The 15,339-nt window shown below is 42.1% G+C and carries 13 protein-coding genes; 9 read left to right on the top strand and 4 right to left on the bottom strand.

Translation table 11 applies throughout. The annotated features are described in order from the left end of the window. Positions 1-424 precede the first annotated feature (424 nt). Together K358_RS0105360 and K358_RS0105355 are read right to left on the bottom strand one after the other, a co-directional pair. A complete protein-coding gene (locus K358_RS0105360; protein ID WP_027695851.1) occupies positions 425-2,902 on the bottom strand; it encodes an ABC transporter permease in 2,478 nt (825 codons plus the stop codon). Then, a complete protein-coding gene (locus K358_RS0105355) occupies positions 2,899-3,705 on the bottom strand; it encodes an ABC transporter ATP-binding protein (RefSeq protein ID WP_083962758.1) in 807 nt (268 codons plus the stop codon). Before K358_RS0105355 ends, K358_RS0105360 begins: the two co-directional genes overlap by 4 nt. Here K358_RS0105355 and tesA point away from each other — a divergent pair. From tesA to K358_RS0105335, 4 genes are all read left to right on the top strand, one after another. Continuing rightward, the gene (gene tesA, locus K358_RS0105350; RefSeq protein ID WP_027695849.1) at positions 3,704-4,312 is read left to right on the top strand and encodes a multifunctional acyl-CoA thioesterase I/protease I/lysophospholipase L1; all 609 of its coding nucleotides are present in this window, start codon (positions 3,704-3,706) and stop codon (positions 4,310-4,312) included. The genes K358_RS0105355 and tesA overlap by 2 nt on opposite strands. Before the next feature lie 231 nt (positions 4,313-4,543). After that, a complete protein-coding gene (fabV, locus tag K358_RS0105345; RefSeq protein ID WP_027695848.1) occupies positions 4,544-5,743 on the top strand; it encodes an enoyl-ACP reductase FabV in 1,200 nt (399 codons plus the stop codon). Between the two features lie 341 nt (positions 5,744-6,084). Next, on the top strand, positions 6,085-7,734 hold the full coding sequence (locus tag K358_RS0105340; protein WP_027695847.1) for an ABC-ATPase domain-containing protein: 1,650 nt from the start codon (positions 6,085-6,087) through the stop codon (positions 7,732-7,734). 88 nt (positions 7,735-7,822) lie between these two features. Beyond that, entirely contained in the window at positions 7,823-8,326 is a 504-nt protein-coding gene (locus K358_RS0105335) for a M48 metallopeptidase family protein (RefSeq protein WP_027695846.1), read from the top strand. Positions 8,327-8,369: 43 nt separating this feature from the next. On the opposite strand, the gene K358_RS0105330 is transcribed toward K358_RS0105335, so the two are convergent. Next, positions 8,370-9,551, bottom strand: a complete 1,182-nt coding sequence (locus tag K358_RS0105330; protein WP_038149724.1) for a BamA/TamA family outer membrane protein — start codon at positions 9,549-9,551, stop codon at positions 8,370-8,372. An 80-nt stretch (positions 9,552-9,631) separates the two neighbouring features. Continuing rightward, positions 9,632-10,135: an NUDIX domain-containing protein gene (locus tag K358_RS0105325; RefSeq protein ID WP_027695844.1), complete on the bottom strand. Its 504-nt coding sequence runs from the start codon at positions 10,133-10,135 to the stop codon at positions 9,632-9,634. Between the two features lie 249 nt (positions 10,136-10,384). Here K358_RS0105325 and rbsD point away from each other — a divergent pair, with 249 nt between their 5' ends. From rbsD to rbsK, 5 genes are all read left to right on the top strand, one after another. Next, positions 10,385-10,804: a D-ribose pyranase gene (gene rbsD, locus K358_RS0105320; protein WP_027695843.1), complete on the top strand. Its 420-nt coding sequence runs from the start codon at positions 10,385-10,387 to the stop codon at positions 10,802-10,804. A 29-nt stretch (positions 10,805-10,833) separates the two neighbouring features. Further along, on the top strand, positions 10,834-12,339 hold the full coding sequence (gene rbsA / locus K358_RS0105315) for a ribose ABC transporter ATP-binding protein RbsA (RefSeq protein ID WP_027695842.1): 1,506 nt from the start codon (positions 10,834-10,836) through the stop codon (positions 12,337-12,339). Then, the gene (rbsC, locus tag K358_RS0105310; protein WP_027695841.1) at positions 12,336-13,325 is read left to right on the top strand and encodes a ribose ABC transporter permease; all 990 of its coding nucleotides are present in this window, start codon (positions 12,336-12,338) and stop codon (positions 13,323-13,325) included. The genes rbsA and rbsC overlap by 4 nt, the downstream gene beginning before the upstream one ends. A 59-nt stretch (positions 13,326-13,384) precedes the next feature. Continuing rightward, a complete protein-coding gene (rbsB, locus tag K358_RS0105305; RefSeq protein ID WP_027695840.1) occupies positions 13,385-14,269 on the top strand; it encodes a ribose ABC transporter substrate-binding protein RbsB in 885 nt (294 codons plus the stop codon). A 115-nt stretch (positions 14,270-14,384) separates the two neighbouring features. Continuing rightward, positions 14,385-15,317: a ribokinase gene (gene rbsK, locus K358_RS0105300; RefSeq protein WP_027695839.1), complete on the top strand. Its 933-nt coding sequence runs from the start codon at positions 14,385-14,387 to the stop codon at positions 15,315-15,317. The last annotated feature ends 22 nt before the right edge of the window (positions 15,318-15,339 follow it).

Below are 15,339 nucleotides of genomic sequence, written 5' to 3'. Positions count from 1 at the left end.
TCCTACAACAAACGTCTTTATGCCAAACTAAGTCGGCGAAAGAACTGAATATATTTGAGTTCTAGCAATACCCTACCACTTTAGTCGGATATTTCGAATTAAATTTTAAATAGGTTCTACCAACTGGTTAAAAAATAGGAAATATCCTTATCATACAAGCGAATTGCTGGGCGATTTTTCCTACACCAGTTTGGTTCTAACTCTGCTAATTTTCTTCGCAAAAAAATATAAAAAATTACTTGACCGATTCTATTCACTTTTGCCAAAAATCGATGTTGTGAATAACCAAAATCCGCTAAGTAAACCCTGTCGTGGCTTACAAGCAGATTGGCTATTTTTCACAATGGAGTTATCCCAATATTTATCCACCGTTTTTGTGGATAACTGCATTTTTTATTCATCGTACGTTTATTAGCTCGCTTTATTAACTTGCTTTGTTAACAGGTATAAGTAATTGCTTAATCAGCGTTTGTAACACCAGTGCCAAAGTTAAAAATGCCAGTAATGGAAGCGTTATCCACAAAGCAAAATGCCAAGTAGGATCTAGCTCAAAGCCCCATTTCATCAAGCTTGCTACACTAGACTCTGCGCCAAAACTGGCCACCAAACCTGCAATCAAAGCCATGATGCCGTATTCATACCACACAGTTCTACTAATGCGTTTTTTACTCGCTCCTAGCGTTCGGTATAAACGAATTTCATCTTGTCGCTGCGACAGGCTCAGACGCAGTAATGTGAATATCAACAGTAAACCGGCAATCACAGCTAATCCGGCCAATACAGTAATCGACCACACGATTTGCGTCAGCAGAACTTGAATTTTTCCCGCCATGGTTCGAATGTCCATTAAACTCACGGTTGGGAAATCTCGTGCCATTTTATTTAAGAAAGCATCGGTTTGAGTCTGGTTGCCTTCTGGTGCTTTAAAACTTACGAGCCAAGTACCAGGAATATCTTTAAGCACATCTGGAGAGAAAATGAAGTAAAAGTTTGGTTTCATTTCACGCCAATGAACTTTACGAATGGTATTCACTTTAGCGGTGACGGTTTGACTACTGATCACAAAAGTTAAGGAATCACCAATTTTTAAGCCAAGATCATTAGCTACATCGGATTCAACAGAAACCGTACCGGCTTCGCCCCATTCACCTTCTAATAAGTCATTACGCTCTGGCAAGGTTTCCGCCCATGTGAAGTTCAATTCACGACGTAGCGAGTCACTCTTGTCTTCACCTTCGGCATACTCTTTCGCTTCGACACCATTTATCTCACTTAAACGGCCACGAATGATTGGGTAAGCTTCTGAACGGTTTAGTTCCTGAGCATCGATTTCTTGTAGATATTGATCTTTTTCATAAGAGGCAATATTAAGTGCAAACACATTCGGCGCATCTTGAGGTAGCGTTTGTTGCCAATCACTCAATAAATCGCTACGTACTAACCAAATAATCGCAATCAGCATTAATGACAAAGCCAACGCGCCAAACTGAATACCACTAGCAACAGAAGAGCGGTTAATTCGGCTTAACGCTAATTTTAATGCTGGTGATGCAGGTAGACGCTGTAAACCTTTCACTATAAATAAGCTGATTACACCAAGGATCACAAATAGCACTAGAATACTGGCTAACACTATCCAAACCAGCATGTTGCCACCGTAAACCGACATCAACAAACCAAATGGCAATAAGATCAACAACCATGCTTTTTGAGGAATATTACCTTGGCTAGGTTGCATGACTGATGCCGCAGAAGTATTAAGCAATCCAATCAAAGGAATGCCTAACGCGGGAATACCAATCGCTAAACACGTTCCAACTGATAACAAAAATGGCATCAAACCATAACTAGGTAAAGGATCCGGCAGAACGTCGGCTAACGGAATACGCAGTACCATTTCAAGTAATACGCCAATCAGTGAACCTAATACGATGCCAATGGCAAACAAGCTACCAATCTGTAGGCTTAGCCAACGAATTAGCCAAGGACGTTGCGCCCCTAAACTTTTTAGCATGGCGATAGTTTGACGTCGGCTCGATACATAATGCTGACAAGTTAAGACTAGTGTTATCGCCGCCATTACAACTACAATCGCGACCGTTAACGACAAGTACTGCTTGGTTTTATTAAATACTTCTGAGGTGCGACTTTGTGAATCTTCATCTACCCAGCGATCGCTCGGGGTTAACTCTACCGCTTGTTTAATTTGAGAGATTTGCTGATCATCACCGTTAATAAACAGACGAAAGCTTACGCGGCTGCCTAATTGAACGGCACCGGTTTTTGCTACATCCGATTGATGAATGTACACGCTCGGCATTTGCTGAAATGGATTAAAGGCAAGCCCCGGCTCTTGCAAAACTTCACCTGTCACTTCAAAATCCGCATCGCCTATAGTGACACTGTCACCCACTTTAACTTGTAGCTGCTGCATGACTCTAGGCTCAAGCCACAATTGATTGGCTTGAACATATGAGCTTTGCGCTGATTGGCTTTGTGTAGAATGACTTTGAGTAAAATGGCTTGATAGCACCATTTCACCGCGTAAAGGGTATTGGCTATCCACCGCTTTGACTGTCACCAATTGCATGCTGTTATCGCTAAATGCCATGGTGGCAAAACGTGTCAGTGTGGCGGTTTCAACTTGCTGCTGAGAAGTTTTCGTTAATAAACTTTCTGGCAAAGGATTTGATGAGCGAAATACCGTATCGGCCGTAAGTGCGTTCTTGCCTTGGGTTTCAATTACTTGATCCATACGGTCAGCCAATGCGGCTAAACCAAACACACAAGCGATAATTAAGGTCAGCGCAATGGCAATTGGCCAAAGTTGGCCTTGCTTGATCTCACGCCAACTCCACCTCAGTAATTCTCGGTTAGGCAATGATTTGGACGCTTGATTCATTCCCTTTCCTCCAACTCACCGGCTTGCATATAAAAAGTTCTGTCACAACGTTTGGCTAAATCATTATCGTGAGTCACTAAAACCAACGTTGTTTTGTGCGCTTTGTTGAGCTCAAAAAGTTGCTCGATAATTTTCGCAGCTGTCACTTGATCTAAATTTCCAGTCGGTTCATCAGCAAATAAAATACTCGGTTTAATCATAAAAGCACGAGCCAATGCGACACGCTGTTGCTCACCACCGGAAAGCTGACTTGGCGTATGGGTTAATCGGTCTTTTAAGCCGACTTCGGTGAGTAATTGGGTTGCTCGTTCAATGTCTTCTTTCTCACCTTTTAACAAACAAGGTAAGGTAACGTTTTCTAGTGCGGTTAAGGTTGGAATAAGTAGGAAACTTTGAAACACAAAACCAATGGAATCACTACGCAGCGTAGCACGTTGCTCATCATCAAGAGTCGATAGAGGCTTACCAAGCAAACTCACTTCACCTTGGGTTGGCACATCTAGCCCAGCTAATAAGGTCATCAAAGTAGATTTACCTGCTCCCGACGTACCTACAATCGCAACACTTTCACCTGCACGAATGGCTAGGTTAACCTGTTTTAATATGGTTAAATGTTCTTTCTCGGTAGAGACTGATTTAGACAAAGATTGGGCTTGGATGACTATCTTGTCCGAATCATCAAATTCAGGTGATGTGCTCAAAGACGAAGTTTGCTCTGCACTCGAGTTTACGCCTTCGTTCTCTGCTGCTTTTGTTATAGATGGATCTTTTATAGGTGCATTTTTTATAGGTGATTGAGACATGATGAGATTGTTATCCTTACTATTAGTGCTGTGCTTTTCTTCCGTCACACAGGCTGCGGTAAAAACCACTATTTTAATCTTAGGCGATAGTTTAAGTGCTGGATATCAAATGCCGATTGAACAAAGTTGGCCATCACTACTACCTAAAGAATTACAGCAAAAAGGTATTGAAGCCGATGTGATAAATGGCAGCATATCTGGCGATACTACTGGTAATGGCTTGCAACGCCTTCCTTCATTATTAAAACAACACCAACCAGATTGGGTATTGATTGAGCTCGGTGCCAACGATGGTCTACGAGGCTTTCCACCAGCGACCATTCAAAGAAATTTGAACCAATTGATTGAGCAAAGTAAACAAGCCGGAAGCCAAGTAGCACTTATGCAAATTATGGTGCCGCCGAATTACGGTAAACGTTACACTCAAGCTTTTGCTAATTTATACCCTGAGGTAGCCAAGCAGCAAGATATTCCGTTACTGCCGTTTTTTCTGGAAAATGTCATCATCAAACCGGAATGGATGATGAACGATGGGCTGCATCCCAAAGCCGATGCTCAACCTTGGATCGCCCAGTTTATGGCTTCTCAGCTTAAACCTATTTTATAAATCCGTAATCCATTACTCTCTTTATTCATAAACCGATCACTAAAAAGCCAGCTTTAATCCAAGCTGGCTTTGCTGTTTTTATCGCCAATCATTCATGATCTGAAACAATTTTTTCTTATTTAACCTTAAAAACTCACCTTTATACCCTTTCAGCTCAATATTTCACTGTCTTGATGACCTTATCCTAGTATTAATCAATCCATCATAAAATAAGATTACATAGGATAACGTATGGTCATTGAACCTATCATCAAGGGCGTGGTTGCCCGCAGTGCCCATCCATACGGATGTGAAGCATCAATCCAACAGCAAATTCAATTCGTTAAAAGTGCCACTCAAATTAAAGCAGGCCCTAAGCGCGTTCTCATTCTAGGCGCATCATCAGGTTTTGGCTTAGCGGCACGTATTGCTCTCGCTTTTGGCGGCAGTGAAGCTGACACCATCGGCGTATCGTTTGAACGAGGCCCTTCTGAAAAGGGCGTTGGCACAGCGGGTTGGTATAACAACATTTTCTTTAAGCAAGAAGCCGAAAAAGCAGGTCGTATCGCCGTCAATATCGTCGGAGATGCATTTGCACAAGAAACTCGTGATCAAGTTGTTGAAGCAATAGAAACTTACTTTGAAGGCGAAGTAGACCTGATTATTTACAGCTTAGCGACAGGCATTCGTCCAAATCCAGCAACCGGTGAAAATTGGGTATCAAGCATTAAACCAATTGGTGACAGCGTTACTGGCGCGACAGTACTACTTGAAAATGATCAGTGGACTGAAACCACCATTGAACCGGCTACCGATCAAGAAATCGAATCTACCATTAAAGTAATGGGCGGCTCTGATTGGGAATCGTGGGTCGATACCCTTATCAATGCAGAGTCGATTGCTGAAGGCTGTAAAACTATCGCCTTTTCATACATTGGTTCAGAGGCTAACTACCCTATCTACCGTGACGGTACACTAGGTTGGGCTAAGGTGGATCTACATCAAGCAAGTCACTCGTTAAACCTGAAACTAGCAAACTTCAACGGTTCTGCTCATGCCACGGTATGTAAAGCATTAGTGACCAAAGCAAGCGTGTTTATTCCAACCTTCACGCCTTATATCATTGCGCTATACAAAGCGATGAAGGAAGACGGTAGCCACGAAACTTGTATTGAGCAAATGCAACGTCTGTTTAGCGACAAGCTTTATAACCAAGAGAGCATACCTGTCGATGCTGAGCGTTTGATCCGTATGGATGATTGGGAAATGAAACCAAGCATTCAACAACGAGTGTCTGAGCTTATGACCCAAATGAACGCCACTAACTTTAAAGAGATTGGTGATTATCAGGGCTATAAACAAGAATTTATGCAACTCAATGGTTTTGATATTAAAGGTGTTGATTACCAACAAGATATCGACCTAGAAGCATTAACTGCATTACAGCCTTAATTTGTAAGCAATAGACCCAAATAACTTAAGTTTAGAGTTATTTATGAGCTGATATATACCCGAAGTAATTGAAGTTGCAGTGAGGCGACAAGTGAATGAGCCCCCATGAGTTTAGCTTGCCTAAATGATTGGGGCGAATGAACGCTGTCAACAAAGCTGCGGCTTAAAGTACGATGGGTATACTCTGTAAGGGGAGTTATTGCTCAACGCCTCCTTTGCCGCACTACATACTTCGTCATAGTGCAAAGGAGGCTTTTTTTATGTATAGCTCACTCCATATCTCTCAATTAGTATATACTCCGCACTAGTTTTATTCTTATCAAAAGCGATACCGGAACCCTATGGATACCTTGATCTTCAAACTGAAAAATATCGAAAAGCAAAACTACCGTGCTTACCAACAAATCAAAGGTCAGTATGATTTTACTGATTTCGATCTTTTTATCGATACCGTTCAAGGTGACCCACATGCTACCGCCTCTCGCTTACGTGCTCGCCGAGCGTGGTCTCTAACGGATTTACAATGGTTATTAGAACAATCGGAAGACTACCAACGCGCCGCACGTGACTATATTGCTCGCTACTTTTCACAGCTTGCGCAGCCTGAAGCCTCTGTAGACATCGCCTTTAATGGTCAAAGCGTACTTGATCACACTGCCGTTGTGTTTGACCAAGAAGGTATCGAGCTACGTTTCCGCGTCAATCTACCTGCCGATGGTCGTCAAATCCTCGGTAAGAAAGCGATTAACATTTTAACGTTCCATCTTCCAAAATTTATCCGCCGCTCTACGATTGCGCGTGAGATTGATATGGATGCGTTGAAACGCCATTGTGAAGTGGTCGAAGATCAAGTTGCCCTACGCAAGCAACTAGCAGAAAACAATCTTGTGGCTTTTGTTGCTGATGGCAGCGTGCTTCCTCGCGTATCTGGAGATTGCGATCTACCAATGAAAGAGGCAGTAACCTTTTCGGCTCCTGAATCTCTAGCCATTGAATTAAACACTCCTCATAAAGGCAAAATTCGCGGTTTAGGGATTCCAAAAGGCATCACGCTCATTGTCGGTGGCGGTTTCCACGGTAAATCGACCCTACTGACAGCAATTGAACGTTCTATCTACGATCATATTCCAACAGATGGTCGTGAATACATTGTCACTGACCCGCAAGCAATGAAGATTCGCGCAGAAGATGGTCGTAGTGTTCACCATTTGAATTTATCTAACTACATCAACCATTTGCCTATGGGGAAAGATACGACTGATTTTTCCACTCAAGATGCTTCAGGCTCTACCTCTCAAGCTGCCTGGTTACAAGAATCTCTTGAAGCAGGTGCGACTACGCTGTTAATTGATGAAGATACCTCTGCCACTAATTTCATGATCCGTGATGAGCGCATGCAAGCATTGGTCAGTAAAGGTGATGAGCCGATCACTCCATTAGTGGATCGAATTGGTCAATTACGTGATGAGCAAGGCGTGTCTTCAATTATCGTAATGGGCGGCTCAGGCGATTACTTTGATGTGGCCGATACCGTGATTCAAATGCACGACTACCAAGCATTAGATGTAACGGTGAAGGCGAAAGAAGTGGTTAAACAGCACCCTAGCCAGCGCCAACTCGAATCAGAAAGTGAACTTGTTCAGCACCCCGCTCGCGCCTTTAATAATACTTGTTTGACCAAAATCTTAGCGGAAGGAAAATTTCGCATTCAAGGGAAAGGCACTCATACCTTACGTTTTGGTAAAGAGCACATTGATGTGTCTGCACTTGAGCAAATTGAATCGACCAGTGAGCTGAACGCGATTGGTTGGTTATGGTTCCAACTATCTCAACAGCCGGGTTGGAGCAAAGATCCATCGAAGATCTTCGATGACGAGCTAAATCAAGATTGGTATCAAGCCATGCCAAAAAATGGTGACTTAGCCAAGCCGAGAACCTTAGATGTAATGGCCGTTTTAAACCGTTTACGTAAAGCGCAATTTAAAGCTTAAATTAATATTTAGGCTATCTAGAAACCTTTCTTTCTAGGTAGCCTATTATCACTCACTATATCGCCCATCACATTAAAAGTAATTCAATATGACGTCTGTAACCAATCTCAAGTATTTGCAAGGCTACCCTGATGCGGTGTTATCTCAGGTAAAAACACTGATTGAGCAAGGTAAACTCGCTAAATGGGTTGAAAGCAAATACCCACAAATGCACAACCTAAAAACCGAGAAAGCGTTATACGACTACACTATGGCGATAAAAAATCGTTATTTAAAAAAGTCATCGCCCCTTTCCAAAGTGATTTACGATCCCAAAATCCATGTCGTCAATCATGCTCTGGGTTTACACACCTTTGTGTCTCGTAATCATGGCGGGAAATTAAAAGCAAAAAATGAAATTCGGATTGCCTCTATTTTCAAAGACGCACCTGAGCCATTGCTTAGAATGTTAGTGGTTCATGAATTGGCACACATCAAAGAAAAAGAGCACAACAAAGCCTTTTATGCGCTTTGCTGTCACATGGAGCCGGATTACCACCAGCTAGAATTCGATGCGAGATTGTTTTTGACTTATAAAGAGCTGGTTAGCTAATAAAAGAGTTTATCAGCCAATAACAGCGGAATAAAATTCACCACTAAAACCCTGAACCGACGTTAAAATAGAATGCATTATCATCGTCGCTAAACGCAAAATCCATCCCAATGTTCAAACCAAAGCGACGAGCAATTAAATAACGAAAACCTGCGCCATAAGCCACTTCAGTGTCATCGTATAAATCATGAGCCTCTTCTGCTACTGAACCCGCTCCCACAAAACCTTGCAATGACCAACGCGGCGTGACTTGCCACATAAGCTGAGTTTGCGCGGTCAGAACATAGTCACCCTGATAACGATAACGAGAAATACCACGTAAATTAATATACGGACGCGCCAATGGTGGCAAGTTTCTATCTGCATTGGTTAAAGACTGATAATTACCCGCAACTCCGAGCGTCCAAGTTTTAGAAAGAGGAATAAAATACTTTCCATCTAAGGTTAAAGTATCGTATTCATAATCACTGCCTAAGCCATCGCGATACCATAAATATTCGGCTTTAACGGTACCGCCACTAGTAGGATAAAACAGGTTATTTCGAGAGTCATATTGCGCAATCAAACCAAGTGCAGAAGAGGTACTTTCATCACCTAAAACACGTTGTAAGACATTATTAGCAATATCTTCTTTGGCACCGATTTTTGTGCGAAACCAAAGCTGAGATAGGCCTAGATATAACTTGGTATCAGCAACTTTAAACTGCAATTTTTGCAGACCACCATAACCTTCCGTCTGGCTTTCAAAGGAAAGATCTTTATCAACCGGGATTTGATCAAATTCATGATAAATATCCATATTAATATTGGCGTAACCAGCAGCGCCAAGATAACGAATTCGGTCATTAAGCCAAGTGTGGCGATGTGCACCGCCAATAAACCAAGTGCCATTTTCCGTTGCCGCCCCTCCGACAATAGTAAAGTTAGGCGGAATAAGGTTCACGCCACCATCTGCCGACTCTAGAGCGAGTTTTTTTCTTTTGTCACGCGCTTCTTTTGATTCATGCAAGAACATGCCCATAAAACCACCACCGTAACCAATGGCAGGCTCGGTAAGTACAATCGGGATCGGCAGGAATGCGTAAGGATTCTCGGCAATCGCCTCACTCATATCAAATTTGCCATCTAAAGGATCTGTGAAAGAAGCGGCGCTGACTGCTGAAGATAAGAAACAAGACGATGAAAAAATTAAAGATATCGTTAGCTGTGATTTATAACGAGGCATCACATTTCCTTTGTAGTTCAATGGTGCTTAGCAAGTGTCGATAGCCGAGATTATATACTCAAACAACTGGCTTGTTGCGATCATTTCAACTGATTTTGAGTCTCATTGTTACCTTGAATATAGCTACCAAGATGAATACTGGCGACTTTATGTGATACCAAGTCTACCACCGCAGTTAAATCGGTAGGAAATGTGCGTATAGCTGCCAAACTAGTCACCGGCACCCACTCTACCGATTGAATAAATTCTTCATCATTTAAACCGGCTAGATTGTCAGTGTGTGGTTGTCCTTCAAATTGTTCTATATGATAAAAGAATTCCGCGTTATAGCGATTTTTCGTGGTTTCTAAAAACTCTCGTACACACAACAATTCGCCTACCTGCACTTCAAGCCCTACCTCTTCCAAACATTCCCGTTTAACACAATCTTTGGTGTGCAAATCACAAGCTTCTAAACCTCCTCCTGGCGGGATCCAATACTCACCAGTAAAGTCTTTCACCTTAATCAATAGAACATGATCATCTTGAGCAATGATCCCTGCAGCGCGAATGCGGTGCTTCGGGGCCTGAGTATTATTTTCCATCTGATACCTCTAAATCATAAATTTCATAAGCTGCCATGAAGATATCGAATACTCATTGGAAGGTATATTTTTATAGTCGCCACGAAAGCTAACTGTGACAGCGATCAATTCCACACTAAATCATCGAAACGTTTCGATGATCTATTTCACAAAACATTGACCGGTAGAATGCATTCTCTCAAACAATCATTATGCTTTATCGAAACGTTTCGCTGATGTCTAATTATAAATCAAACAGGTGTCATTATTATGAAAAAAAGCGCCCTTCTCCACTCTGAATTTTCACACCTAATTGCAACATTAGGACATACCGATGAAATTACAATTTGCGATGCCGGACTTCCTATTCCCCATACAACACCTCGTATTGATTTAGCCCTAACACTTGGTATACCGACGTTTGCTCAAACCGTTGATGTATTTTTAAAAGAGTCACAAATTGAAGGCGTCATTTTGGCAGAAGAATTTAAACAATTCAGTCCTGAGCACCACAACGCCCTACTTCAACGAATTGAACAAGAAGAGAAACTCACGGGTAAAGAAATCAATATTACTTACATTACTCATGAGGCATTTAAATCAAGAAGTCATCAAAGTAAAGCCATCATTCGTACTGGTGAGTGCACTCCTTATGCGAACGTGATTTTTCAATCTGGTGTCACTTTTTGATTTAAAGATAAAACAAGCGAGATATGTGTATGACCAAGGCTATTTTAGAGCTCAACCAAATAGAAAAAGCGTTCCCGGGCGTAAAAGCATTAGATAAAGCGAGCCTTAATGTCTATCCCGGCCGCGTAATGGCATTGATGGGTGAAAATGGAGCGGGTAAATCGACGCTAATGAAAGTGTTAACAGGCATCTACTCGTTAGATAGCGGCAGTATTCATTATCAAGGTCAGCCAGTTACATTTAAAGGACCAAGAGATTCACAGCAAGCTGGTATAAGCATTATTCACCAAGAACTCAACCTTATTCCCGAAATAAGCATCGCTGAAAACATTTTCCTTAGCCGTGAGATGACGAACGCATTTGGCAAGATCTTATGGAATAAAATGCACGAAAAAGCGGCGGAACTTCTCGCACGATTAAATGTAAAACGCAGCCCTAAAACCTTACTGGGTCAACTGAGTTTAGGCGAACAGCAAATGGTGGAAATCGCCAAAGCCTTATCTTTTGAATCAAAAGTTATCATCATGGATGAGCCAACCGATGCTTTAACCGACAAAGAAACTGAGTTTTTATTTAAAGTGATCAATGAACTGCGCTCTCAAGGGTGTGGCATTGTCTATATATCTCACCGTTTAAAAGAAATTTTTGAAGTTTGTGACGATATTACCGTATTACGAGACGGAAAATTTATCGGGGAATGCGAAGTAAAAGATACCGATGAAGATTCACTGATTGAAATGATGGTAGGCCGGAAGCTTGAAGAACAATATCCTCGTATTGCCGTGCAATCTGATGAAACTCGCCTCTCAGTCAAAGGATTAACAGGTAAAGGTATTGAAAACATTAGCTTCGATCTCAAGCGCGGTGAAATCTTAGGGGTTTCTGGCTTAATGGGCGCAGGTCGGACAGAACTCATGAAAATGCTCTATGGTGCCCTACCTTATCACTCTGGAGAGATACTATTAGAGGGTAACAGCATTCACCCTACTTCACCTCAAGAAGGGCTTGCTTGTGGTATTGCTTATATCTCAGAAGATCGTAAAGGTGATGGTTTAGTACTAGGTCTTTCTGTCAAAGACAACATGACACTATCTGCCCTACGACACTTTAGTTCTGGAGCTCAAATTCAGCATAAAAGTGAAGTCATGGCAGTGGATGACTTTATTGATCTTTTCAATATAAAAACCCCAAGCCGAGAACAAATCATCGGAAACCTATCCGGCGGTAACCAACAAAAAGTGGCGATTGCTAAAGGATTAATGACTCGACCTAATGTGTTGATTTTGGATGAGCCTACTCGGGGCGTAGACGTTGGTGCCAAAAAAGAGATCTACCAGTTAATTAATAAATTTAAAGCTGAAGGGATGAGCATCATTCTTGTTTCTTCAGAAATGCCGGAAGTGCTTGGCATGAGTGACCGGATTTTAGTTATGCATGAAGGCAAAATCAGTGGCGAATTTGACGCTAAACAAGCTAACCAAGAATTACTACTGGCTTGTGCAGTCGGTAAAAACATCAGTAAGGACGTCGCATGAGCAGCAACACTATCAATAAACCGAACACACCAGAACAACCCAAAAAACCTTTATTGAGTAAAGAATGGTTAATTGAGCAAAAGTCGCTCATTGCCTTGATCTTCTTAATCGTGGTGGTTTCGTTTTTAAATCCTAACTTTTTCACCGTCGATAACATACTCAATATTTTGCGCCAAACCTCCGTTAGCGCCATTATTGCGGTGGGTATGACGCTAGTTATCTTAACCGCGGGTATCGATTTAAGCGTGGGTTCCGTTTTAGCTTTATGTGGCGCTTTTGCCGCCAGTTTAATTGCAATGGAAGTTCCGGTTTTAATTGCCGTTCCAACTGCCCTATTAGCGGGTGCTATTTTAGGTGGCATCAGTGGTGTCATTATCGCCAAGGGTAAAGTTCAAGCCTTTATTGCAACGTTAGTCACTATGACGCTTTTACGCGGTGTCACAATGGTTTATACCGATGGTCGCCCAATTTCAACTGGCTTTACCGATGTCGCAGATAACTTTGCTTGGTTTGGTACTGGTTACACACTAGGTATTCCTGTTCCTGTGTGGATCATGGTATTTGTTTTTGCTGCCGCTTGGTATGTCTTAAACCACACTCGCTTTGGTCGCTACGTTTACGCATTAGGTGGCAACGAATCGGCAACTCGCTTATCGGGCATTAATGTTGACCGAGTAAAAATTGGTGTCTACGCGATTTGTGGCTTACTTTCAGCTCTTGCAGGTTTGATCGTGACATCACGCTTATCTTCCGCCCAACCAACCGCTGGCATGGGGTATGAGCTCGATGCTATCGCTGCCGTTGTCGTAGGTGGTACCAGTTTAATGGGTGGTCGTGGCCGTATTATGGGCACCTTAATTGGCGCATTGATTATCGGTTTCTTAAACAACGCGTTAAACCTGCTTGATGTCTCTTCTTATTACCAAATGATTGCTAAAGCAGTCGTTATTTTATTGGCCGTACTAGTTGATAATAAAAATAAATAAACGTCATTACCGACACTAAGAGCTAACAATAAGCTCCCCTACGATAAAGGAATAACAACATGAAACTTAAAAAACTGACTACTTTGCTTTCCGCAGCCATGTTAACCAGTACGATGTCGGTTGCCGCGCAAGCTCAAGATACAATGGCTATTGTGGTATCAACACTAAACAACCCATTCTTCGTGAGTATGAAAGACGGTGCCGAAGCCAAAGCAAAAGAACTCGGTTACGATCTGATTGTTTTAGATTCGCAAAATGACCCAAGTAAAGAGCTTTCTAATGTCGAAGATCTTTCGGTGCGTGGTGTAAAAGCGATTCTTATTAACCCAACCGATTCAGACGCGGTCTCTAACGCGATTCGAATTGCTAACCGCGCTAATATCCCAGTATTAACACTCGATCGTGGCGCAAGCCGTGGTGACGTTGTCAGCCATATTGCTTCGGATAATGTTGCTGGTGGTGAAATGGCGGGTAAATTCATTATTGAAAAGGTCGGCGAAAAAGCTAAAGTCATTCAACTTGAAGGTATTGCCGGTACTTCAGCTGCTCGTGAGCGTGGTGAAGGTTTCATGAACGCTGTGAAAAATTCACAACTCGACCTTCTTGCAAGCCAGCCTGCTGATTTTGACCGTAGCAAAGGTTTAAATGTAATGGAAAACCTGCTCGCAGCCAATGGCGATGTTCAGGCTGTATTCGCACAAAACGACGAAATGGCACTTGGCGCTCTACGTGCGGTACAAGCGTCAGGAAAAGAGATTTTAATTGTTGGCTTTGATGGTACCGATGATGGTATTGCCGCAGTTAACCGTGGCATATTAGGTGCAACAATTGCACAGCAACCCGCTCTAATTGGTGAGCTAGGTGTTGCCACTGCAGACAAAGTTCTAAAAGGTGAATCGGTGGAAAAAAACATTCCGGTTCCACTTAAAGTTATTACTAAATAATCACTAAATGTGAGGGCTGAACTGCCCTCACTTTCTTCACTGCGAATGCTCATTGATATGACGTATTTAAGTCATATCAATTCGTATTTAAACGTTATCGCCATAAGGATGATATATGAACAAGCTGATCGTTTTAGGTAGTGTTAATGCCGATCATGTACTTCAAGTCCCCTCTTTCCCTCGTCCAGGAGAAACTCTAATGGGACGTAATTACCAAGTTATTCCTGGTGGAAAAGGAGCTAATCAAGCGGTGGCTGCCGCACGTTTAGGTGCAGACATTGGATTTATAGCTTGTGTAGGAAGTGATTCCTTTGGGCAAAATATCATTCAAAGTTTTGCACAAGATGGTATCAACACTGACTATGTATCTAGCATTCAATCAACTCCTACCGGCGTAGCATTGATCCAAGTCTCTGATGAGGGCGAAAATAGTATTTGCCTCTCACCAGAAGCCAATAATGCTCTAGACCAAGATCGAGTATCTATTTTTAAAGATCCCATCCAACACTGCGATTATTTACTGCTGCAACTTGAAACCCCTTTAGATGGTATTGAGTCGGCAATCAAATTGGCTAAATCGAGTTCTAATTCTAATATCAAAGTCGTTTTAAACCCAGCTCCAGCGAAAGCATTGCCGGACTCTATCCTGAATAACATTGATATTATTACCCCGAATGAAACTGAAGCTGAAGTCTTAACGGGTATTGCTGTCACCGATGATAATTCAGCACAAGAAGCGGCGAATAATCTTCATGAAAAAGGTATCCCAACCGTAATTATTACCCTAGGTGCTAAAGGTGTATGGCTAAGTGAAAATGGAAAAGGTAAAATTATTCAAGGCTTTAAAGTAAAAGCTCTGGATACTACCGCGGCCGGTGATACCTTTAATGGCGCATTTGTTACTGCATTACTTGAAGGCGTTGACACTGTACAAGCGATCTATTTCGCACATGCCGCCGCAGCCCTTTCTGTTACTCGCTTTGGAGCACAAACCTCCATCCCGACACGGCAAGAAACGGATAACTTTTTACTACAGCAAACATGTTAATTTAGCGTCTAAAATTCAATTT

The sequence above is a fragment of the Vibrio litoralis DSM 17657 genome, from assembly GCF_000426765.1.
Taxonomy (GTDB): Bacteria; Pseudomonadota; Gammaproteobacteria; order Enterobacterales; family Vibrionaceae; genus Vibrio; species Vibrio litoralis.
The sequence above is the reverse complement of the archived record's forward strand: the minus strand, read 5'-3'. Positions and strand labels throughout refer to the sequence as shown.